The organism is Sphingobacterium siyangense (assembly GCF_023277505.1).
In the GTDB taxonomy this organism is placed as follows: Bacteria; Bacteroidota; Bacteroidia; order Sphingobacteriales; family Sphingobacteriaceae; genus Sphingobacterium; species Sphingobacterium siyangense.
On sequence record NZ_CP080574.1, the window covers coordinates 6,289,506 to 6,313,342 of the forward strand.

15 protein-coding genes are annotated in these 23,837 nt (G+C 40.9%); 10 read left to right on the forward strand and 5 right to left on the reverse strand.

Annotated features, from left to right (window positions below):
- From K2F45_RS26360 to K2F45_RS26400, 9 genes are all read left to right on the forward strand, one after another.
- A complete protein-coding gene (locus K2F45_RS26360) occupies positions 1-1,917 on the forward strand; it encodes a glycoside hydrolase family 88 protein (protein ID WP_145328780.1) in 1,917 nt (638 codons plus the stop codon).
- A gap of 5 nt (positions 1,918-1,922) precedes the next feature.
- Positions 1,923-2,960, forward strand: coding sequence for a pectate lyase (gene pelA / locus K2F45_RS26365; protein WP_075994551.1), 1,038 nt, complete (start codon positions 1,923-1,925; stop codon positions 2,958-2,960).
- Positions 2,961-2,972: 12 nt separating this feature from the next.
- Positions 2,973-4,490, forward strand: a complete 1,518-nt coding sequence (locus tag K2F45_RS26370) for a tagaturonate reductase (RefSeq protein ID WP_075990273.1) — start codon at positions 2,973-2,975, stop codon at positions 4,488-4,490.
- 12 nt (positions 4,491-4,502) lie between these two features.
- Entirely contained in the window at positions 4,503-6,149 is a 1,647-nt protein-coding gene (locus K2F45_RS26375) for a UxaA family hydrolase (RefSeq protein ID WP_075990274.1), read from the forward strand.
- A gap of 14 nt (positions 6,150-6,163) precedes the next feature.
- Positions 6,164-7,564 carry a glucuronate isomerase gene (gene uxaC, locus K2F45_RS26380; protein ID WP_075990275.1) on the forward strand — a complete coding sequence of 467 codons (1,401 nt, stop codon included), beginning with the start codon at positions 6,164-6,166 and terminating at the stop codon, positions 7,562-7,564.
- Between the two features lie 5 nt (positions 7,565-7,569).
- A complete protein-coding gene (locus K2F45_RS26385) occupies positions 7,570-8,595 on the forward strand; it encodes a sugar kinase (RefSeq protein WP_237241886.1) in 1,026 nt (341 codons plus the stop codon).
- Positions 8,592-9,236, forward strand: a complete 645-nt coding sequence (locus K2F45_RS26390) for a bifunctional 4-hydroxy-2-oxoglutarate aldolase/2-dehydro-3-deoxy-phosphogluconate aldolase (protein ID WP_075990277.1) — start codon at positions 8,592-8,594, stop codon at positions 9,234-9,236. The genes K2F45_RS26385 and K2F45_RS26390 overlap by 4 nt, the downstream gene beginning before the upstream one ends.
- Positions 9,237-9,336: 100 nt before the next feature.
- Positions 9,337-10,773: an MFS transporter gene (locus K2F45_RS26395; RefSeq protein WP_420833015.1), complete on the forward strand. Its 1,437-nt coding sequence runs from the start codon at positions 9,337-9,339 to the stop codon at positions 10,771-10,773.
- 71 nt (positions 10,774-10,844) lie between these two features.
- A complete protein-coding gene (locus K2F45_RS26400; protein WP_075990278.1) occupies positions 10,845-12,464 on the forward strand; it encodes an NADP-dependent glyceraldehyde-3-phosphate dehydrogenase in 1,620 nt (539 codons plus the stop codon).
- A 211-nt stretch (positions 12,465-12,675) separates the two neighbouring features.
- Here K2F45_RS26400 and K2F45_RS26405 read toward each other — a convergent pair whose 3' ends face one another.
- The 4 genes from K2F45_RS26405 to K2F45_RS26420 form a co-directional block, all read right to left on the reverse strand.
- Positions 12,676-13,443, reverse strand: coding sequence for a rhamnogalacturonan acetylesterase (locus K2F45_RS26405; RefSeq protein ID WP_075990279.1), 768 nt, complete (start codon positions 13,441-13,443; stop codon positions 12,676-12,678).
- Between the two features lie 68 nt (positions 13,444-13,511).
- Positions 13,512-15,068 (reverse strand): DUF4957 domain-containing protein, encoded by a 1,557-nt coding sequence (locus tag K2F45_RS26410; protein WP_083663416.1) that lies wholly within the window; start codon positions 15,066-15,068, stop codon positions 13,512-13,514.
- Between the two features lie 15 nt (positions 15,069-15,083).
- Positions 15,084-16,865, reverse strand: a complete 1,782-nt coding sequence (locus K2F45_RS26415; RefSeq protein WP_088163293.1) for a RagB/SusD family nutrient uptake outer membrane protein — start codon at positions 16,863-16,865, stop codon at positions 15,084-15,086.
- Between the two features lie 4 nt (positions 16,866-16,869).
- Positions 16,870-20,064 carry a SusC/RagA family TonB-linked outer membrane protein gene (locus K2F45_RS26420; RefSeq protein WP_075990282.1) on the reverse strand — a complete coding sequence of 1,065 codons (3,195 nt, stop codon included), beginning with the start codon at positions 20,062-20,064 and terminating at the stop codon, positions 16,870-16,872.
- A gap of 218 nt (positions 20,065-20,282) precedes the next feature.
- Here K2F45_RS26420 and K2F45_RS26425 point away from each other — a divergent pair, with 218 nt between their 5' ends.
- Positions 20,283-21,293, forward strand: coding sequence for a LacI family DNA-binding transcriptional regulator (locus K2F45_RS26425; protein ID WP_248932712.1), 1,011 nt, complete (start codon positions 20,283-20,285; stop codon positions 21,291-21,293).
- A gap of 60 nt (positions 21,294-21,353) precedes the next feature.
- Here the strand turns inward: K2F45_RS26425 and K2F45_RS26430 are convergent, their stop codons facing one another.
- Positions 21,354-23,762, reverse strand: a complete 2,409-nt coding sequence (locus K2F45_RS26430) for a TonB-dependent receptor domain-containing protein (RefSeq protein ID WP_248932713.1) — start codon at positions 23,760-23,762, stop codon at positions 21,354-21,356.
- Positions 23,763-23,837: the final 75 nt, after the last annotated feature.

The following is a 23,837-nucleotide window of genomic DNA, read 5'->3' on the forward strand; positions in this document are numbered from 1 at the left end:
ATGAGAAAGTTATTTTTAATTCTTTTAAACCTTACAGCACTTGTTCCATTTTCAGGGTTTGGCCAACAAAAGCCTTTTTCCGAACAAATGGCCAACACTGTACTTGAACAGCTCTATCCGGATTCATTATTCAACAGGACCGACAAATTTCCAAAATGGTCATACGATATGGGGGTTATTTTTGAAGGCCTGACAGATGTATGGCGCAATACTGCAGATGCCGATTATTTTAACTATATGCAATCGCGCATGGATGCCTACCTCAGCATTCCGGATTCAATTAAGAACTATCATGCGCAGGATTTTAATATTGACAATATTAAAAATGGTACCACCCTATTAACACTTTACAAAGTAACCGGTAAAGAAAAATATCTGAAGGCCTGCCACCAATTATATGCACAGCTTCAAAAGCATCCGCGCACACATGAAGGTGGATTTTGGCATAAGAAAATTTATCCTTACCAAATGTGGCTAGATGGCTTATATATGGGCCAGCCTTTCTATGCGGAATATGCTAGCCTGATGAATATTCCTGCCGCCTTTGACGATATCGCCAACCAGTTTAGCTACATGGAAAAAAATGCCCGTGACGCGAAAACAGGCCTGCTGTATCATGGCTGGGATGAATCAAAAAAGGAACGCTGGTCGGACCCCAAAACAGGCCTATCGCCACACTTTTGGGCTAGGGGTATGGGTTGGTATGTCATGGCGCTTGTTGATGTATTGGACTATTTCCCAGCGGAGCATCCTCGTAGACAAGAACTCATTGCAATCTTAAACAGAACGTTATCGGCAGTCGTCAAGTACCAAGATGGCAAAACCGGCGTTTGGTATGACATTGTGGACCTGGGTACAAGAAAAGGAAATTACCTGGAATCTTCGGCCTCCAGTATGTTTGTATTTGCATTGGCAAAATCATTACGCAAAGGTTATATCCCGGCTTCATTTCAGCAAAATCTGGATCGGGGCTACCAAGGGCTTGTAAAAGAATTCATCACCCCTGCTGGAGAAAACCGTGTCAATCTCACAAAGACTGTCCAAGTTTCCGGTCTAGGCGGAAAACAATATCGCGATGGTAGTTTCGAATATTACATGAGTGAACCCGTTATTACCAATGATCCCAAGGGAGTCGGTGCTTTTATCCTAGCGGCGTCCGAAGTTGAATTTGGAAAGGAACAAAAAGGAAAAAAAAGACGCACGGTTACATTGGACAATTATTTCAATAACGAATATAAAAAGACTGCATCGGGGGAAATTAAACCCTACCACTATCTTTGGGATGGTGACGACAACAACGGATTTTCCCTATTGGGTAGGGTATTTGAAAAAAATGGCGGTCAATTAAACACATTACGGACAGCACCTACAGTACAGAATCTCTCAAAATCCAACGTCTACATCATCGTAGACCCCGACACGGAGAAAGAAACTGAGCATCCGCATTTTATGAATGAAACCGACGCCCAACAAATTACGCAATGGGTTAAACAGGGCGGAGTACTCGTTCTTTTATTAAATGATAGCGGTAACTGCGAAATCAGCAAATTCAATACCCTCGCACGAAAATTTGGCATCACATTCCATGAGGATAGTCGCAACCGGGTGAAAGGAAATGACTTTCAGACGGGCGCAATTGCTATTCCAAAAGGTAATGCCGTATTTCCGAATACGGCCCAAATATATATCAAGGAAATCTCAACATTACAGGTAAACGCTCCCGCCCAAGCATTGATTCAAGATCATGGGGATACCATCATTGCTACGGCAAAATATGGAAAAGGTACTGTATTTGCCATTGGAGATCCTTGGTTATATAATGAATATACCGATGGAAGAAAGCTCCCTAAGGAATATGAAAACTTTACTGCAGCGAATGATTTAGTGCAATGGTTATTCAAACAGATCAACAACTAGAGACCATGAGAAAGACAATTATGCTGAGTTTCATCGCGGTATCAGTGTTTCATCATTACTGTATTGGACAGACCGTGCCCACCAAAGATTCATTAGCCGAAAAGATGCTTCAGTACCAGCTATCAAATGGAGCATGGCCCAAGCAGTTGTTCGACAAAAGTGTGGTCGATTACAGACTTCCATTAACAAAAGAGCTGTTGCAAAAGGTCAAGAAAACAGCTATTGATCATGCCACACTCGACAACAGTGCAACAACCCGGGAAATAACTGGATTGGTCAAGGCTTTTAAGCTTACTCAGAATAAGGCTTATTTGACTGCCGCAGAAAAAGGTATTGCCTATATTTTATCGGCTCAATATGAGAATGGCGGATTTCCACAGTACTACCCAAATAAATCACTCTATAGAGCTGAGATAACCTACAACGATAATGCAATGATCAATGCATTACTGGTGCTTTACAAAGTCGCCAATAAGCAAGACGGATTTGAGGCTATCAATCCCATATTTGTGTCAAAAGCACAAAAAGCAGTAGAAAAGGGCATAGCCTGTATCCTGAAAACACAGGTCATGCAAGACGGAAAAAGGAGTATCTGGGCTGCGCAATACGATCAGAACACGTTAAAGCCCGCTCAGGCAAGAAAGTTTGAACCTGCCGCATTAAGCACAAGTGAATCTGTTGCCATCGTCCGCTTTCTCATGCTGCAGCCTGCAACGGCTGAAATTAAGCAAGCCATCGAAGATGCAGTACACTGGTTTGAGCAACATGATATCGAAGGTTACCGCTTCGACCGTGTACAAGATAAGCTGACTGGAAAATATCAACGGCAGCTTGTCGCCGATGGGACTTCCACGATTTGGGCGCGATTTTATAATCTCGAAGACAACCGTCCTTTGTTTGGAGATCGGGACGACACAATCAAATACAACTTTGAGGAGGTTTCAGAGGAGCGTAGAAATGGCTATGCCTGGTTCGGCAACTGGCCGGAAAAGCTGATCCAAAAGGAGTATCCAAAGTGGAAAAAACAATACAAAATTCAATAATAAAACGAGCAGATGTTACTGACACAACATACTATACAAACGATGAGCACTGACCTGGTGAATAAACCGACGGCAGCGTCCTTCGCATATCCAGAAAAGATTCTTCAATTTGGCACCGGTGTATTACTCAGAGGCCTCCCGGATTATTTTGTCCATAAAGCAAATCAACAAAACCTGTTTTGCGGCAGAATACTGGTTGTAAAGTCAACAAGCTCGGGCGGTGCTGATGCCTTCGAACAACAGGACAACCTATACACATTATCCATTAAAGGTATAGAAGACGGTGAAGAGATTTCACAATATGAAATCAATAATTCGATTTCCCGTGTATTGGCGGCCAACCAACATTGGTCAGAAATATTAAAAAGCGCCGAAAATCCGGATCTTGAAATTGTCTTCTCCAACACCACCGAAGTCGGCATTGTTATGAGTGAAGACCGCATCAGTGACGCACCACCGGCTTCTTTCCCGGGTAAACTTTTGGCTATTCTCTATCGGAGATTTGTTTACTTCAATGCGGATAAAAACAAGGGCTTAACCGTCGTCCCTAGCGAATTGATTACCGACAATGGAACGAAACTGAAATCAATCATCACAGCCTTGGCTAAGCTGAATGAGCTTCCAGAAGAGTTTATGGACTGGCTTGATACCGCCAATGATTTTTGTAACACGCTAGTCGATCGTATCGTTCCCGGAGCATTGCCGCTAGCGGAATACACGAAAACCTGCGCTTTACTGGGCTACGAAGATCAATTGATGATTATGGCCGAACCCTTTCGCTTATGGGCGATAGAAGCGACTTCTGAACGTATACAACAACGCCTGTCCTTTGCATTGGCAGACCCGAATGTCATGTTGGTTCCATCAATTGAAAAGTATAAGGAAATCAAACTAAGGCTGCTCAATGGAACGCATACTTTAAGTTGTGCCCTTGCCCTTCTTGCGGGCTTCGAAACTGTAAAGGAGGCCATGCAAAATGCTGCATTCAATCAATTTATACGTCTTTTAATGCAGGATGAAATTGGTCCCGCCATTTTAAGCGACACTATTTCAGTCGCGGACATCAACGATTTTTCATCCAAAGTCATCGATCGCTTTGCCAATCCGCATCTGGAACATAAATGGGAATCCATTGCTTTAAATTATAGCTCAAAAATGGCAATGCGCAATATTCCCTTGCTAAAAAAATGGTATACAACACAGCACGAAGCTCCACAACTCTTCGCACTTGGATTTGCGGCTTATCTCTATCTACTAAAATCCACGCTGAACGGTGCTCAGTATGAGCAATTGATTAATGGACGAACAGTTGTGCTTCAGGATGAGTCTGCACCAATATTACATACCGCTTGGTGCAATCCAGATACACTCGTCCATACCGTGCTTTCAGCTACGGATTTATGGGGGACCAATTTAACGGAGTTCCCTCATTTTGAAGAAACAGTCAACCAAAAATTGCAACAGATCATTGAAAAAGGGGCATTAAAGGCACTCGAAATTTCATCAGTTCTTGACAATAAAAAAGTATAAATAGCGCTACAGATGAAAAACAACGTATTAAAGATACATCCCAAAGACAATGTTTTAGTCGCCTTACAAGATCTCAAAAAAGGTGATGCAATTTCTTTTGAGGGTATACAATATATTCTACAGGAAGATATTCCGGCCAAGCATAAATTTTTTATGCAGGATATGCACTTTGGTGACGAAATCTATATGTATGGGGTTCTCGTGGGAAAAGCACAATTTGATATCCCACAGGGAAGCATCATGAATACCGACAACACCAAACATGCAGCTGAACCTTACCATTTTCGGCCTTCACATTATCACTGGGAAAAGCCTGACGTTTCAAAGTTTGAAGGAAGAACTTTCAATGGTTACCTCCGTCCGGACGGTCGTGTAGGCACCGCAAATTACTGGTTATTTATCCCAACCGTTTTCTGCGAAAACCGAAATCTTGATGTTATCAAAGAGGCATTATACAATGAGCTTGGTTATTCAGTCTCTGGAAAATACAAGAATTTCACCCATCAGCTGTTAAAAGCCTATGAAAAGGGAGAAACACTGGATATGACTTCTCTCGGGCAGCTAAACACAATTACGGAGCAATCGGATCGTGTATTCAGAAACGTAGATGGGATCAAATTTTTAAACCATCAGGGGGGCTGTGGTGGAATCCGACAAGATGCTGCCATCTTGAGTAAGTTACTTGCCGCTTATGCCGACCATCCGAATGTCGCCGGTATTACGGTATTGAGTCTGGGCTGCCAAAATTTGCAGCTGAACGATCTCGTCAACGACATTAAGCTGCGTAATCCAGGATTTGACAAACCATTGTACTTATTTGAACAGCAACAATCAAAAAGTGAGGAGCAACTGCTGAAAGAGGCGATACTACAGACTTTTGTGGGGCTGACAGAAATTAATAAACTTGGAAGACAGCCGGTACCATTGAGCAAATTAACCTTGGGGGTAAAATGCGGTGGTAGTGATGGATTCAGTGGTATTTCGGCCAATCCGGCTGTTGGTTATACGGCCGATCTTCTGGTTGCCCTTGGTGGAAAAGTACTGTTGGCTGAATTTCCAGAATTATGTGGTGCCGAGCAAAACTTAATAGACCGCACCATCGATCCGAAGGCTGCCAATAAATTCATTGACCTGATGACCGCCTATAGCAATGCTGCCGAGGCTGTTGGTTCGGGTTTTTATATGAATCCATCTCCAGGCAATATTCGTGATGGACTTATCACTGATGCGATAAAAAGCAATGGTGCCGCGAAAAAGGGAGGAACCTCCCCTGTTGTTGATGTTTTGGACTACACCGAGGAAGCAACAAAACCCGGTCTTAATTTGGTCTGTACCCCCGGAAATGATGTGGAAGCGACCACAGGGAAAGCTGCTGCAGGCGCAACACTTATCTTATTCACAACGGGTTTAGGTACGCCTACAGGCAACCCTATTTGCCCAGTTATCAAAGTAGCAACGAATAATGTCCTAGCAACCAGAATGGCCGACATTATCGATATCAATACCGGCCCTATTATAGACGGTGAGAAATCGATTCAAACCATGGGCGAAGACATTTTAGAATATTGTATCAAAGCAGCTAGTGGTGAAATAGCACCTAAGGCTGTTCAATTAAACCAAGACGATTTCATACCTTGGAAAAGAGGTGTGAGTTTATAAAAATAGAATATTGTATGAAAGCTTTTTTAGACGACAACTTTTTATTAAACACAAAAACAGCAGAACAGCTGTATCACAGCTATTCAAAGCATTTGCCGATCATTGATTATCATAATCACTTGATTCCTGAACAAATCGCTAATAATGTAAAATTCGACAATATTAGTCAAGTGTGGTTACATGGCGATCATTACAAATGGCGGGCCATGCGGACCAATGGTGTCAATGAGCGTTACATTACAGGTGATGCTTCCGATGAGGAAAAATTTATCAAGTGGGCAGAAACTGTTCCTTATACACTACGCAACCCATTACATCACTGGACACACCTCGAATTGCAGCGGTATTTTGGTATCACAGATTTGTTGTCCCCCAAGACAGCTGCCAAGATATACGCCGACACAGGTGCCTTATTACAACAAGATAGCCATTCGGTACGCGGGTTACTGAAAGTGATGAACGTTGAAGTGGTTTGTACCACAGACGATCCTATTGATAACCTCGAGTTTCATCAACAATTTGCAAAGGAAAAAGAATCGTTCAAGATGCTTCCCGCCTTTCGTCCGGATAAAGCGATGAACTCAGATGATATTATTGCATTAAATCAATATATCGATAAACTGGAAGCAGTCAGCGACATGCAGATCAATAGTCTTGGAGATTACTTAAATGCGTTAAAAACAAGACATGATTTCTTCGCTGCCAACGGATGTAAAGTATCGGATCACGGCCTGGAGCAAATCTATGCCGAAGATTATACCGAACAGGAAATCGTGACGATCTTTGAGAAGATTCGTACAAAAAAGGAAATCTCTCCGACCGAAAATCTGAAATTCAAATCTGCGATGTTGATTTATTTTGCAGAATGGGACCATGAAAAAGGCTGGGTTCAACAATATCACTTAGGAGCATTGCGCAACAACAATGCCCGTATGCATCGTTTGATCGGACCTGATACTGGTTGGGATTCGATCGGAGATTTTAGTCAGGCACGTGCATTGTCAAAATTTTTGAATAAATTAGACAATCAAGATAAGCTAACCAAGACCATCTTGTATAATCTCAATCCTGCCGACAATGAACTTATTGCAACCATGATCGGGAATTTCAACGATGGATCAATTAAGGGAAAAATTCAGTTTGGCTCGGCTTGGTGGTTTCTAGACCAAAAAGACGGCATGACAAAACAAATCAACACACTGTCAAATATGGGTTTATTGAGCCGTCTCGTTGGTATGTTGACAGATTCTAGAAGCTTTCTTTCATTTCCAAGGCATGAATATTTCAGAAGATTGTTGTGCGACATCTTCGGACAGGACATTGAAAAGGGAGAGATACCACATGATATCGAATGGGTAGGGAAAATCATAACAGATATCAGCTATAATAACGCAAAAGAATATTTTGAATTTTAATGAACATGCAGGGTAAAGTTTTAAGCTTTGGAGAATTGTTGTTGCGGATCTGCCCCGACATCGAACAAGATTGGATTGAACAACATCAGTTGCCTTTTTACGTCGGCGGGGCCGAGCTGAATGTAGCCACAGCCTTGGCATTGTGGAATGTACCATCATCCTACTTATCTGCAATTCCTCAAAATGCCATCTGTGAAGGTATTGATAGCTACCTGAACCGCAGAAATATAGACACATCAGCGATGCAGTGGACTGGCGAGAGATTGGGTATTTACTATTTGCCAAAAGGAAAAGATCTAAAAAATGCAGGTGTCATTTATGACCGTGCGAACTCCTCCTTTGCAAACCTCAAAGTAGGTAGCATTGACTGGGAAGAGGTCTTTGTCGATGTTAAGTGGTTTCATTTTTCAGCCATCTGTCCTGCAATTAGTCAAGATATTGCTGACCTATGCCTGGAAGCTGTTAAAAAAGCACAAGAGAAGGCAATCTTTGTATCATTGGACCTTAATTACCGCGCTAAACTGTGGAAATATGGAAAGACACCAAAAGAGATTATGCCCGAAATTGCCAAGTATTGTAATTTAATCATGGGGAATATCTGGGCTGCACACCAAATGCTCGGCACACAGCTAGATGATAAGTTCCTAACTTCTTCTTCCGGGTATCAGGAAGAAGATTTACTGGCACAGGCAGATCGTACAAGTAAAGAGATCATTTCCGTGAATCCGATTTGTCAATATGTGGCCAACACCTTTCGTTTTGACTATCAAAGCAAAGGGATCAAGTATTATACCACACTATTTGACAAAGACAGCCTGATTAAATCAACGGAATATACAGCCGAAGAAATTTTGGATAAGGTAGGTAGTGGAGATTGCTTTATGGCAGGGCTGATTTATGGCTTATACTCCAACCTTTCTCCGCAGGAGACCTTAGCGTTTGCAACACTTGCCGCATTCGATAAACTATTCATCGCGAGCGATGCGACAACAAGTACAGTGGAAGACATAAAAAATAGAATGATAGCATGAATTTGAAAGAGATTGTATTAGAGAAAATTATAGCGCAAGGGACACTTCCTTTGTTTTTCCACCACGATAAAGCCGAAAGTATCGAGATTCTGCGAACCCTATATCAGGCAGGTATACGTGTTTTTGAATTTACAAATCGAGGCCCCGAAGCATTGGATGTTTTTGAAAGTTTAGTTGCTGCAAGAAACCTCGACATGCCTGACCTTTATTTAGGTATTGGCACCATCAAGTCAGTTGACGAAGCCCAACAATTTCTACAGATTGGAGCAGATTTTATTGTTTCTCCTATTGTAAATCCGCTAGTCGGTTCCCTTGTACATGAACAGCATAAGCTATGGATTCCGGGCTGTATGACCCCCACAGAAATCTATACCGCACAACAGCAAGAGGCCGCACTTATCAAATTGTTTCCTGCAAATATACTAGGCCCTGCCTTTATGTCGTCGATACGCGAGCTCTTTAAAGGGCAGAAATTTATGCCGACGGGGGGCGTAGAAATCGAAATGGAGAATTTAAAAGCATGGTTCAAATCGGGGGTTTGCGCAGTAGGCATGGGCAGCAAGTTAATTGATCCCAAAGACACAAGCAATTTATTTGAAAACACTAAAAAAGCACTTGAATTTGTCTCAAAAGCACGGTAAAGGTCTTTATATCGTGACTTCAGAAAGATCATACTGAAGAACACTTAATTGACAACAGGCAACAGACACGTATACTAAAAAATAAACTATTAAACCCATTATGATTAACACGGAGAAAAAGGGTAATTACCGTTGGGTGATATGCTCGCTACTATTTTTTGCTACCACAATCAATTACCTGGATCGACAGGTGCTGTCCTTAACCTGGAAAGACTTTATTAGTCCTGAATTTCATTGGACAAATACAGACTATGGCAACATCACCGCATTATTTTCGATCTTTTATGCCATCAGTATGCTTTTTGCAGGTCGCTTTGTGGATTGGATGGATACCAAAAAAGGCTTTTTATGGGCGATCGGAATCTGGTCTATTGGCGCGATATTACATGCATTCTGTGGTATAGCCACTTCAGGTATCGTTGCCGGTGAATGGTTTGTTGGTTTCGAAGGGGCAAAAGAGGCAATTTCTCATGTTAACAACGTGGGTTTAGTAATGAGTGTTAGCGTCAATCTATTTATTTTTGCTCGCTTCGTTTTGGCTGTCGGCGAGGCTGGTAACTTCCCTGCCGCGATTAAAGCTACGGCAGAGTATTTCCCAAAGAAAGACCGTGCCCTATCTACCAGTATTTTCAATTCAGGAGCAACCATTGGAGCATTAGCCGCCCCATTGACCATCCCCGTCATCGCAGCACACTGGGGCTGGGAGATGTCCTTTATCATTATCGGTGCTCTAGGATTTGTTTGGATGGGCTTTTGGATTTTTCTTTATAAAAAGCCACACGAAAACCCGAAAGTAAATGCCGCTGAATTGGCTTACATTCATCAAGATGATCATGAAACAGAACAAACCGGAGTAACCAAACAACCGCGAACTACCATATCGGAATGTTTAAAATACAAGCAAACGTGGGCTTTCGTATTTGGTAAATTCATGACTGATGGTGTTTGGTGGTTCTTCTTATTTTGGATGCCGGCCTATCTCTCTGCTGTATACGATATCAAATCATCAGATACCGAAGGGCAATTGGCTATCTTCGTTTTATATGCCATTACCATGTTGTCTATTTATGGCGGGTGGCTACCAACCTATTTTGTTGACAAAAAAGGAATGAATGCTTATGAGGGCCGTATGAAAGCAATGTTGTTATTTGCTTTTGTACCCTTGGTTGTACTTCTCGCCCAACCCCTAGGTCATATTTCCTATTGGATACCTGTCATTTTGATCGGTTTTGCCGGAGCTGCACACCAATCTTGGTCTGCAAATATTTTTTCGACTATTGGTGATTCTTTTCCCAAACGTGCCATTGCGACTGTTACAGGAATCGGAGGACTTGCAGGGGGGGTAGGAGCCTTTATCATCAACAAAACGTCCGGGTGGTTATTTGATTATGCAAAAGAAACTCAGCTGGTCTTTATGGGCTTTAAAGGAGAAGAGGCGGGATACTTCATTATCTTTTCTTTCTGTGCCATAGCATATTTAATTGCATGGGTTGTAATGAAAACACTAGTACCTAAACTTATTTTAATAAAAAATTAACATATATTGCAAAATTTACAGTATATTAGCAATATCTTTATAAATATCAATCTAAACCATTTTTAAAAACAATGAGCTTAAACTTAGAAAGTATTTTCTACGAGGAGAAAGACATTCCCGCAGAATTTACACTAGACGAACAGGTCGATCAAAGAGAGTTCCTTTCCAATGGAGAAATGATTTCTTGGACGGGTCAAGTAAACGAGGTTTTTTCACCAATCTGTGTGAAGACTAAGGATGGCTTGAAACGTAAGCGCATCGGTAGCTTTCCTGTTTGTACTGAAAAAGAGTCCATGGAAGCCTTGGAAGCTGCTGTAAAAGCATACGACAATGGCCGTGGAGAATGGCCGACAATGAGCGTTGCCGATCGTATTACGTGTGTCGAAAATTTCACACAAAAGATGATCGCCAAAAAGGACATTGTTGTCAAGCTTATTATGTGGGAAATTGGCAAATCCTACGCAGACTCCGTAAAAGAGTTTGATCGCACTGTAGAATACATCTATGCAACGATCGATGCATTGAAAGATATAGACCGCGATTCTTCACGTTTTCAAATCGAACAAGGTATCGTCGCCCAAATCAGAAGATCTCCATTAGGCGTAGTCCTTTGTATGGGACCATTCAACTATCCATTGAATGAGACATTCACGACATTGATTCCAGCGTTGATCATGGGAAATACCATGTTATTCAAACCACCTAAACATGGTACTTTATTACATTATCCTTTATTAGAAGCTTTTAGAACCAGCTTCCCTAAGGGTGTTGTCAATACAATCTATGGTCGTGGCAATAAGATTGTTCCTAGCCTAATGCAATCGGGAAAGATCAATGTCTTGACGTTAATTGGTTCAAGCCGCGTTGCTGATGAACTTAAAAAATTGCATCCAAAAGTGAATCGTCTTCGCGCTATTCTTGGCTTGGACGCAAAAAATGCAGCAATTATAACAAAAGACGCAGATTTGAACCTCGCAGTTTCTGAAACTGTATTGGGATCACTTTCTTTCAATGGTCAACGTTGTACAGCATTAAAAATTATCTATGTACACCGCAGCTTGGCACAAGAGTTCCTGAAACGCCTCTCTGCCGAAGTCGCCAAATTGAAATATGGAATGCCTTGGGAAAAAGGGGTGTCTTTGACGCCACTTCCAGAAGTCAATAAACCTGCTTATTTGACTGAATGCATTGAAGATGCAAAAGCATATGGTGCAAAAGTAGTCAATGAGAATGGTGGTCAAGTTGCAGAATCGTTCTTCTACCCTGCAATTGTTTATCCTGTCAATTCACAGATGAAACTTTACAGAGAGGAACAATTTGGTCCAGTTATCCCAGTCGTTCCTTTTGATGACCTTGAAGAACCTATCGAGTACTTAATCGGATCTTCGCACGGACAACAAGTAAGTATTTTTAGTAATAATGCAGCGGTTGTTTCATCACTTATTGATCCACTGGTCAATCAAGTGAGCCGTGTAAACATCAATTGTCAATGCCAACGCGGCCCAGATACTTTCCCTTTCACAGGTAGAAAGGACAGTGCTGAAGGAACCTTGTCAGTAGTCGATGCTTTACGGTCATTCTCTATACGTTCTCTAGTGGCTACAAAATTCACAGAGGAAAACAAGAAATTGTTAAATGAAATCGTGAGTGAAAATGAATCAAATTTCTTAAGCACGAAATATATTTTCTAGTATACGGCTGATATCAAAAAGCGACATCGAAATAATCGATGTCGCTTTTTTTCTGAAAGTGTCTGATTGTATTGGCTAGAAAGAACCTTCAGTTCGCTTTCATTGCGGTTGGTATCGGCGAAATCATGAAGGCTTTCTATGAAAATCCCTTCCCCAGTCAATCAAATTGATTTGAGTTTACAATTCTTTCTGATTTTATACCGTCTTAAAGTTACTTCAGCACCAGATTATTCTGAATAGTTAACTGCAACTCGCGAATGCCCTCGGCAACAAGCTTTGCCACTTCACTTGCCCCGAAAGTATTCAGATGTGTATCATCTTTCTTTCCCTGCGGATAGTTCCGATCTCCGCTTTCTACATGCAAAAACAATTTTTTACTTCCTTCGTCGCCATAAGACTGTACAAGTTTTGTCGTCTTATCCTCCATATCAATATAGGCTGTTTGCGTATCTGCAGCCACCTTACGGATAATAGCCGGATATTCGCCATGTGTTTTAATGAGCAGGCCATTTTCAAATTTACGTCGTGCGATAGGTGTCAAAAGAATCGGAATTCCTCCCTTTTCTCGCGTTTGCTTGATATAAAAGATCAAATTCTGCTCAAACTCTTCCAAAGAAGTGCCTACATTGGGCTTATCGACTTTTTCGTCATTATGTCCAAACTGGATGAAAACATAATCTCCGCGACGGAGGTTTTCAAAAATAGGTTCCCAATGATTAACAATGCTCCCGTCTTTGCCTATATCTTGTTTAAAGGATTTAGAACTGCGGCCATTTAATGCACGATTGTCGACCTTCACCTGCTGGTCAAACAGCTTAGCAAAAGCCATTCCCCAGCCAGTTTCTGGAAAGGTGCGTTTGTCCTTATTTGCAGCTGTTGAATCGCCAATTATATAAATTGTGAGGGTTTGTTCTTGCTGTAAAGCAAGAAGGAAAATTACCATCACAAAGCCTGAAACAAGTATACTAATTTTTTTCATTGAACTTATAAGAAAGACACACGCCTTCTTAATTAAGCAGAAGGCGTGCGGTAATAACATAAAACATACTATTGACCCCATCTTGGATCACCAATACCATTATCCTTTAATGTTTGGTTTGTTAGTGTAAAGTCTCCTTTGGGGGCATCCTTGAATCCAGGATCCAATAGTGTATAGCCATTAGCACTAACATCATTTTTCACTCCAGAGGCAGAACTGTTATAGAAGTTTACCGCATCAAAGTAATTATTACTTTTGAGTTCGACCAGATTAGTTGCAGACTGATTAGCGGTCATTGCCAGTGATTTCACAATTAAATTTTTAGCGAATGTAATTTCATTCTTCGCTAAACGCACATAGAAGAAACGTTTAGTAGCATCTTGTATGACATTGTAAAAGGTATTATTATTCACTTTGATGATGCTTGTAATAGCCGGATAAGCTGCGGATCCACCTGCGTCCATCCGGATAAATTCCCGGTTCAAGACAGCATTGGAAACTGTATTATTTGTAAATTCAAAAATCCTCGCAATAGCTTTTCTAAAATCAATAAACTCATTTCCATTACCGACGATATTGTCAAAAATATTATTACTCATGCTTACGCTCTCTACCGAAGCATCGAAACTGCCATAAATAATCCCTTTCGGGTAGTTCATCAGCTTACTATCTTCTAGGCGAATACTTCCGAAAGCACCTGCCTGCAATGTAATGACACAGTTTCCCCCCGACTTATTTTCTCCATCAAGTATAAGATCTTTTAATGATAGTGATGCGCCCTTATCCAAATTAAAATAAGCAGATTTTACCAACGGGCGATCGGCGGGTTTCGCACCTTTGATAGCTATCGCTTTATCGATCAGTACATCAGCAGTGAGCGAATAGGTTCCTGGCATTAATGCGAGTACATCCCCTGCTTTGGCAGTTCCGATTACAGCAACGAGATCATCTGTGGGCTGCACAACAACTGCATCCCCCAAGTCAATCAATGTCGTGAATGTCGCTGATCCGCGGATCTTGTTTCCTTTCAATAGTGTCGCGGTGTAGGTTGTTTCTCCTACCAGACCTGTGACTGTTGCTTCCCCTGCAGCAATCTCTTGCGGTGTCACGGGATGGATAATATTCCCTGGGTTAATCGCGATGGCTGTCGCCTCTTCACCTGCGGTCCAATTTAGCAGAACAGAAGTTGCCTGGATTCCCTCCGGGCTAACAGGTTTCATAATCTGTTCTTCGTTGGTCTTAAAGGTAATGGTACTCCATTTGGAATCAGCCACCCCAGTTCCTACAGCCTTGATACGGGCAGAATAGTTTGTTGCTCCATCCAATCCAATAATCGTATAGGGAATCTGATCATTTGTGATCTCTTCAATTATCCTGACAGGACTCCCTTCAAAATTGAGTTCGCCATTAGCAAACAGTTCTATTGTATAACCTTTCGCTTCGGCATTTTTCTTCCAGGTCAATTGAACTCCTGTTTGATTAACGATTCGTGCGCTCACTCCTGTAGGAGAAAAATAACGGTCTGTCGTCAGTTCTGTTAGTTCTTTTACACGATCATCAGAACAGCTTATATTTGCGAATATAAGCCCAAGACCGAGATATAGCAATATATTGATTCTTTTCATTCTTATGCTTATTTTCTATTGAAAACTAAAACCATTATTATTCAACTTACCGTTGCTATTATCCAAAAAATACTGCCAAATAGGCCAAAATTGCTGTGTATTGGGATCGCGGAGGTATAAAGCATCCCAGAAGGTTGCCTGATCACTACTTGCTGCCATCGTCCATTTTTTTGAGGAAGTATATCCTGCCGCAGCGCCCACTGCATCTGTGTCGCCAAAATTTAAGCCATATATTTCCACTTTTTCACCATCAGCTGCTGTCTTGTAGTAGATATTGGCAGGCAATGCCGCATATTTACCCTGTCTATTCTCCAGCTGCTGTAACTTTTGTTTAGCTTCAGCCAACTTGACCCCTAGAAGATTCCAGCGGATCAAATCACCCTTACGCAACATTTCTCCCGTAAACTCCAATGCACGTTCGTTGACGAGGGCATGAAAGAAAACATCCTTACTTGTGGTGATTTGCTGCATATAAGCCGTTACTTTCTCCGGATTGTTTGGATAAGCCCGTTCACGGATCATTTTAAAATAAGGTGCCGCAGCATTTGGGCCATCCAATTCATTTATTGCCTCTGCTGCCATTAAAAGAACATCAGCATAGCGCATATACATCCAATTCAAACCATCATCATTGGTCGAAGTAACCACCCTCGACATCCACTCATAGCGATATTTCCCAAAATACCACTTACCGAGATTTGTTGGTACCTGTACACCACCCGTCCATTCATACGGGACACAGCTTACGTCACGGCGCACGTCTTCTTTCTCGTATTCGTAAAACATAATGGGATTCGGGCCATTTGTCCCGCCCTTATTTTGGCCAGTATACTTATCTGTTGTGGTATGTTTGACACCGAGGTCAAATATGACACGGCCACGCCCTTCACTAAAAGGGATCTCCCATAGTGATTCTAATCCAGCCTGTCCTTTCTCTTGGCATAGTGTCTTAAAAACTTCTTCAAAACCGAGAAGCTTTGCGGCGCCACTATTGATGATATCCAAACATTCTTTTTTTGCCAGCTCATACATCTTTTTCGACTCCAATTCAGGATCATTACTTTTACGAACCCCATCTGCCCGTTGAGAATAACCTCCGGCAGACAAAGCCAAACGAGCACGCAAGCCCTTAGCAAACGCTTTATTGATATGTTCAACATTGGATGTCTTTGCACTTTGGTTCGGCCAAGGCAGATAGTTTTGAGCTTCCTCCAGATCGGCCAGCAACTGCTTGTAAATTACATCACGATCGCTACGCTCGATATAGATTGACGCTGTACTCAATGGTTCGAAGCGAGCTGGTACATCGCCCCATGCTTTAACCAGATCATTATATACCACAGCCCTCAAAGTCAGGATTTCGCCTAGAATATAAGCCATCTCCGGGCGCTGCTCAATATTCCCATAACTACGCAGGCCCCTAATCGCTAAGTTAGCCCGCTCAATACCTTCATAAAATTTAGCCCAGGCATTGTTATCGGTATTCATTTGGGTATTATTCACGTTAGTATTATAATTTGACAATCGTGATTTTTCATCGCCAGGATTCTTCAGACTATTATTGACCTCTGCATCTGTGTTGATACCATAGAAGACCAAATATCTACCCCGATAGGAGTTTGTTTCACCAAAAGATTGAATAATTCCTGCAACAGCCCCTTCCGCGAGATCTTGGTTAGAAAATATAACCGACTCATCCAATGCAGATTTCGACGGTGCTTCCAATATTTTATTACAAGATGATACGGTTCCTGCAAATAATAAAGCCAAGGTTATATGCAATAGTGTTTTTTTCATAAGACTAGAAGTTTAAATTAAGACCTGCTACGAAAGTTCTGCTTTTCGGATAAGCCGAATAATCCACCCCCGGCGTGAGGTTGGTCTTTCTCCGTGTAGATACCTCAGGATCAAAGCCACTATAATTGGTCCAAACCGCGAGATTATATCCGGAAATATATACTCTAAAGTTCCGGATTTTCAACCTATCAGTAAACGCTTTAGGCAGCGTATAACCTATTGTAACAGTTCCCAAGCGCAAAAAGGAGCCATCCTCCACAGCCCAATCGCTGAATACAAATTTACTTGTAAGCGGAGACCAGAGGCTCGTATTTTTATTCATATCGGCCAATTGGTTAGGGTCATTACTGATCGTTCCATCGGGCAGTAAGTTCGTCCAACGTTGCCCTTCTTCCATTACCGTGAGCATATTGCGGTTATTATACTTGCTCGTAGATGTATATTCAATCTTATTGGCATTGTAGATATCGTTTCCATAGCTCCAGTTAAATAATGCTGTCATATCAAAGTTATAAATACGCGTATTGATTGAAAATCCACCGGTATGCAAAGGGTTTGCATCTCCAATAATCGTCTGATCACTTGCATCGATTTTATGATCATCACCAACTAGATCTTTTAATTTCATTGTTCCCGGTCTTATGGTGCCAACGACAGTAGAGGCATCAGCTACGCCATCTTTTAAAATCCATTTTTTTGATGCTGCATCATAGCCTGTAAAATCAGAAACTTCATATCGCCCGTCACTCACGTAACCATACATTTTTCCAACCCGCCCACCAGTCTCTACAACGTAATCCGTTCCAATTTCCGTTGAAGCCCAACCCGAAGCCATTGGAATCGAGGTCAAGGTTCCCAAAGAATTAACTTTCGTTTCATTGAAACTAATATTGCCACTAAAATTGAGATCAAAGTTCTTCTTATTTATTGCGGACCAGTTTAGAGTAAGCTCTATCCCTTTATTTTGGGTTTCACCTAAATTTCGATATTGATCATCATAACCTGATCCGGCAATTGGGAAAAGAATCAAGAGATCTTTTGTTTTATTTTTATACACATCGACCGTTCCCGATAGCTTTTTCTTGAATAAAGTAAAGTCCAAACCTATATTCTTTGAAATGGTCGTTTCCCATTTCAAATCCGGATTAGACATCGTTTTTGACGTAGCCCAATAATTATTATACCCATTGACCCATTCTGTGTTCTTAACTGAAAATATTGGATATATCTGCTCTAATGGAATATTATTATTTCCCGAGGTACCCAAGCTTGCTCTAAGTTTTAAGTCATCAAGCCAAGATTGCGTCTTGTCCATAAATCGCTCTGATGAGATCCGCCAGGCAGCTGCCATGGATGGGAAATACCCCCAATAATTGTCTGCCGAGAACTTGGAGGAACCATCTGCCCGGAAAGTTGCATTAAATAAATACTTCGAGTCAAAGTCATAATTTACCCGGCCAAAAAATGAAAGTAATTTTTCGTCAGCAAACATGTAATTGTTTATCGTACTCGATGCACCTTGCGGCGTTAATTTTCGGGTATCATCCAGTTTAAAGCTGTTCGGAAAACCGTGTGTCGTATTGGTATTTAATGTTTTTTGTGTAAACAAATATTCCTGGCCAACCAGCACACTTAAACTATGTCCTTTAGGAAGGAAATCTTGAAAGTTATAGTTTAATGTATTTGTGGAGCGTATCCCCTGAGTCGACGTATTCAATGAGATAAGAGCAGGCTTATTTTGATCTAAAGCAGCGGGAATATTACGCACATAATACGTCGTTGGACCATAAAACCGATCATTATAGTTGTGATAATCATCAAAGCCAAATTCTGTCCTGAACCGTAGGTTTTTAACAATATCCCAGCTAAATGCAGCATTTAGGTTATACGTTCTCCTTCGTTGCAATTGATCATTATCGACCAAAGACTCTAACGGATTATACAGATTGAATTCATCATCGGTTTCATCACTATTTGTTAGGCCCCCAACAGGAAAGGGAGGATAAATCATGGCGAATTTTAAACGGGAATCTGATGAAGAGGCTTCATTCTGTTCATTCATGCCTCCACCTGAAATGCGAACATCCGAAAATCGCGCACCCAAATCTATGGAAGTATTCTTTGATGGTTTATGGTTTAGTTTAAAATTGACATTTTGTCTCCGAAAACCAGACATTTCCATAATCGCTTTATCTCTCACAAAGGAATGAGAAATTGAATATTTCGTCTTATCACTCCCCCCTGACAAATTAAAATTTTGGTTAAAAGTATTACCGGTCCTTCCAAATATAAGCTCTTGCCAATCATTTGAAGGCACGTCTTTATAGAGGTCAATATCTTGAAAATTACCAAAGTATTTGACATAAGTATCCAGTTTATTTTGCAACAATGCCTGTTCGTACTGCCAGGTTACATAATCGTAGGGAGACAATACATCGAGCTTTTTTGCCAAATTTCGAATTCCGCCAAAAGCGCTATAACTAATTGATGTTTTTCCTGACTTTGCACTTTTGGTGGTTACGATAACAACCCCATTTGCTCCCCGAGAGCCGTATATGGCTGCCGAAGATGCATCTTTTAACACATCGATGGATTCAATATCTGCTGGCGCGATATCTGATATCGAAGACATCGGAAAACCATCCACGATATATAAAGGCGCATTATCTCCTGTAACGGAGCCTCCGCCACGGACGCGGACCTTCATTTCTGCATCTGGGGATCCTTCTGTAGAAGAAATTTGAATCCCAGCCATTCTTCCCGCAATCGCCTCAAGAGCTGAAGATACTGGAGCTTTAGAAATGGTTTCTGCACCTACCGAAGTTACAGCTCCTGTCAGATCTTTCTTTTTGACCGTCCCGTAACCGATGTTTACAGTTACCTCTTCCAATGCATTAGACTGTTCTTCCAAAACAATGTTAAGTGTCTTCTGATTCTCAAGAACTGTTACTTTTTTTGTCTGAAATCCAACATAGGTAAATTGAAGTTCTTGATTGTTACCGGCTATTTCGACACTAAACTTTCCACTTTTGTCCGTCACAGCAACAATTCTTGTTCCTGGCACCGTTACACTCACACCAACCAATCCTTTTTGATCCGTACCAACGACCGTTCCTTGGACTTTTCGGGCTTGAGCGTGTGCATTTAATGTGAATAACGAAGCGCAAATAGCAGTAGATATTACTAAGGCCTTACTCATATTTTTAGGTTTTTAAATTACAATGATTAAATCACTCTTGCAGGAACTGCATCGAAATTTAACTGGTTATCATATAATCAAGTTTACAAGTTATATTTCACTTGTTCATGCAAGTATCATTAAAAAGTTATGCAAACGTTGCCGGCAACGTTTGCACAGGGGAGCTAATTAGGTTTTGTAATTTTTTTTGATTAATATTAGGTTCTATTTTGCCAATTATGAGATTCGAAAACTATACAATCAAAGATATTGCTAAAGCACTTAACTTATCAACGTCCACAATTTCCAGAGCATTAAGAGATAGTTATGAAATAAGTCCTGAAACAAAAAAGATTGTATTGGAATATGCCGAAAAAATCAATTATCGTGCAAATCCCATTGCAAGGAGTTTAAAGGAGCGTCGAAGCCACTCCATTGGTATCATTGTTAGCGAAATAGCCAATAATTTTTTTTCCCAAGTCATAAACGGTGTCGAATCTATTGCCTATGACAAGAATTTTCATATCATCATTTCACAGACACATGAGTCTTCGGAAAGGGAAAGGCTGAATGTTGAGTATCTAACATCCAGAGGCATAGATGGGTTATTAATTGCGTTGTCCTCAGAAACCGAGGATATTTCTTATCTCCACCAATTAAAAGAACGTGGATTTCCAATTGTATTTTTTGATCGGATCCCACAACAGTTCGACACATACAAAGTCATCGTAAACAATCAGCAAGGAGCCTATGATGCCACCCAGCACCTCATAAAACTTGGAAATAAGAAAATTGCACATCTTACAAACTCTAAATCGTTGTCTATAACGAAGGACAGATTAATTGGCTATAAAAAGGCTCTGATGGCTAATCATATTGATTTCGATCCAGATTTGGTTAAATATTGTCAATATGGAGGGCTACATTTGGAAGAGATCGAAAGTGCAATTGAAGAGCTTATCCGGCTTGGTTTTGATGCTATTTTTATCTCTGGTGATAAGTTAACTACAGGATATCTTCATGTCGTGAAAAAAAGAAATTTTGAAGCCTGTAACGATATTGCTATTGCCGGATTTACAAACTCTAATGTTGTCGAACTATTCTCATCTAAAGTAACCGCCATAAGACAACCTGCTTTCGAAATGGGGAAAATCGCTACGGAACTTCTTATCAAATTAATAGAATCGAAATATCCGATTACAGAATTTGAAACGCGTGTATTACCTACCGAGCTAGTCATCAATGACTAAATAAAAAGCCGTAAGCAAAAATATTCCTACGGCCTTTTGAAACAACATAATGGTCAGTAGCTATTGTGCTCTTTCCTTTTCCTCGTTACTTGTATCTTTCTTACGATAGTTATTTTTTAAATTTCCGAATTTATACGAATAAGTCAATCGAACCACACGACGATCTTGGTATTGCCTGATACTGGAGTCAAAATCGCCGAAATTAGTTTTCAGATTCTGATTCCCTGTGTTAAACAAATCGCTCACGGCCAATTTCAAAGAACTACGTTGATCCTTAAATGTCTTTGTCGCTCCAACCTCCATATCCCATCGGGCCTTCATATCGTACACATTATATTTGAAAGGAGAGAAATATCGCAAATTGACATTAGCCGACAGACTTTTCGCTAATTTTAAATTGTGCATCGATGTAGCCTGCAAAAGAAATGACTTCCTTTTCAGCGGATGACCGCTCACCATGCCATCAAAGTTAAAATGGATACCCGTAATATTGTTATTCATGCTCCAAATCTTGGATACCGTAATCGGGATATTCAGATTCAGGTAAGCGGTCAAATTCTTACCTAAATTTTCACGTATAACCCAGGTCTGCTTCAGTACCGAATCTTGTCCCATACTCTCTACAATCGCATCCCGCACATCGTTAATACCCAATGTCACATTATAACGTTGCATCAACGTATAGTTTAATGTGAATTCATTGGAAAATTGCGGATTCAGATAAGGGTTACCACGTTCGAAGGTTAGTTTATCAATGAAATAATCAAAAGGATTCAACTGTCGGTAATTGGGACGTGTGATTTTCCTTGCATAACCTAAGGAAAGAATATGATTCTCATCGAGGGTATATGTCAGATTTGCATTCGGAAAAAGTTTAAAGTAGTTCCGCTTCACCTGCTTATTTAAGGTCAATGAGTTTCCATCAGAAAATGTATATTCTCCTCTCGCACCGACCTTCAGCCCCCATTTTCCTATCGTATTATTATAGTCTATATATCCAGCGGCGATCTGCTCCTTATACACAAAATGATTCGTCCGCTTTTCATTATTGATCCAGGAATTGTTCAAAAAATCTTCAAAGGTTAAGTCGTTATCCGACGTAACATTAGAATATTTAGCCCCCATCTCAAGCTTGGAGACCTTAGATAGCGGTTGTTCATAATCGAGTTTGGCGACATAGATATCGATTCCGATGGGCATTCTACTCCGTTGGATCTCCTCGGGAGTAATCGCATCCAGCTGACCATCAAAATATTGGTTATTATACCCCACGCGTTTACTGCTTTTGAATTTACTCCAATCCAAATCAAGGGTAAGTTTTCTGCCATTCGAATCAATTCTAAACTCATTGTTTAAATTAGCAGAGTACCGATCAAATAACTCTTTGAATTGCGATGTCGAAATCAAAAGCGAATCCAATGTTGTAAAAGACTTTCCTACATTGGTCTTACTATCGTTATCATTGTATTCGATATTATTCGAACCATTAAACTGCACGGTTAATGTATTTCTGGCTGATGTCCTTTGCTCAACACCGAAGCGATAGGAATGATTCTGTTCTTTTTCATCCAATATCGACCTTTGTTTAAAATAGGTCTTTTCCCCTTTATTCTGAATAACACGATCAAGCAGTAGCTTACGGTGGCTTTTCTCATTGGAATATGCATACGATCCAAATACTGTCGTATTATTCTTTTTATAGTTTAAGGATAAGGAGCTATTCCCTCTGAATTTTTCTCCCCGCCCTGCCGTCATGTTAAAGGTTCCGTTAAATCCTTCCATCCGATTTTTCTTGAGGACAATATTTATAGTCCCTACGGCCCCCTCAGCGTCATCTTTTGCTGCCCGGGTGGTGATAACTTCGACGGACTTAATCTGGTTGCCATCCGTACTCTTCAAAAAATTCACCAACTGCTCACCCGACATATAGGTCTGCCGACCATCGATGGTCACTGATACACCAGATTGACCCATCAATTGTAGGTTATTATTGTTATCTAAACTCACTCCAGGAGCGCGCTGTACAATATCTAAGGCATTATTCCCCGCGGCCAAGGGAGAGTTTTCGACATTTAAAACCAGTTTACCAGGCTTGCTTTCAACCATCGGCCGCTTACCCTCTACGGCGACCTCCTGCAATTTTCGTGTGTCCGTGTTCAGCAGGATCGTTGGGACCTTGTAATCTGATTTACTGATATCAAAAACGTTGCTCTTATTGGCCATGTACCCAACCATTTTGACGTCGACATAATAACTTCCAGCTTGGATATCCGAAAATTGGTATTCTCCATTTTCATCTGTAACAACTGCTTTCAAAATAACTGTTGTCTTTGCCTTCATCAGATAAGCAGTTGCAGAAGCCAAAGGCACATTATTTTCCACCAGTACTTTGCCTGTAACTTTCACTTGCGCATAGGCAAAGGAAGCAATTAAAAAATTTAAGAGTAAGAGGTAAAAATATCTTTTCATTCGTTTATAAATAGGTGTAATAGCATTTACTTTTGATGGTACTAAATAGGCTTATCACACGAGGTTCAGTAGTGA

Excerpts from the sequence above, each read along its gene's own strand:
- K2F45_RS26360 (WP_145328780.1), top strand. The coding sequence starts at position 1 with ATGAGAAAGTTATTTTTAATTCTTTTAAACCTTACAGCACTTGTTCCA.
- pelA (WP_075994551.1), top strand. The coding sequence starts at position 1,923 with ATGAGAAAGACAATTATGCTGAGTTTCATCGCGGTATCAGTGTTTCAT.
- K2F45_RS26370 (WP_075990273.1), top strand. The coding sequence starts at position 2,973 with ATGTTACTGACACAACATACTATACAAACGATGAGCACTGACCTGGTG.
- K2F45_RS26375 (WP_075990274.1), top strand. The coding sequence starts at position 4,503 with ATGAAAAACAACGTATTAAAGATACATCCCAAAGACAATGTTTTAGTC.
- uxaC (WP_075990275.1), top strand. The coding sequence starts at position 6,164 with ATGAAAGCTTTTTTAGACGACAACTTTTTATTAAACACAAAAACAGCA.
- K2F45_RS26385 (WP_237241886.1), top strand. The coding sequence starts at position 7,570 with ATGCAGGGTAAAGTTTTAAGCTTTGGAGAATTGTTGTTGCGGATCTGC.
- K2F45_RS26390 (WP_075990277.1), top strand. The coding sequence starts at position 8,592 with ATGAATTTGAAAGAGATTGTATTAGAGAAAATTATAGCGCAAGGGACA.
- K2F45_RS26395 (WP_420833015.1), top strand. The coding sequence starts at position 9,337 with ATGATTAACACGGAGAAAAAGGGTAATTACCGTTGGGTGATATGCTCG.
- K2F45_RS26400 (WP_075990278.1), top strand. The coding sequence starts at position 10,845 with ATGAGCTTAAACTTAGAAAGTATTTTCTACGAGGAGAAAGACATTCCC.
- K2F45_RS26405 (WP_075990279.1), bottom strand. The coding sequence starts at position 13,443 with ATGAAAAAAATTAGTATACTTGTTTCAGGCTTTGTGATGGTAATTTTC.
- K2F45_RS26410 (WP_083663416.1), bottom strand. The coding sequence starts at position 15,068 with ATGAAAAGAATCAATATATTGCTATATCTCGGTCTTGGGCTTATATTC.
- K2F45_RS26415 (WP_088163293.1), bottom strand. The coding sequence starts at position 16,865 with ATGAAAAAAACACTATTGCATATAACCTTGGCTTTATTATTTGCAGGA.
- K2F45_RS26420 (WP_075990282.1), bottom strand. The coding sequence starts at position 20,064 with ATGAGTAAGGCCTTAGTAATATCTACTGCTATTTGCGCTTCGTTATTC.
- K2F45_RS26425 (WP_248932712.1), top strand. The coding sequence starts at position 20,283 with ATGAGATTCGAAAACTATACAATCAAAGATATTGCTAAAGCACTTAAC.
- K2F45_RS26430 (WP_248932713.1), bottom strand. The coding sequence starts at position 23,762 with ATGAAAAGATATTTTTACCTCTTACTCTTAAATTTTTTAATTGCTTCC.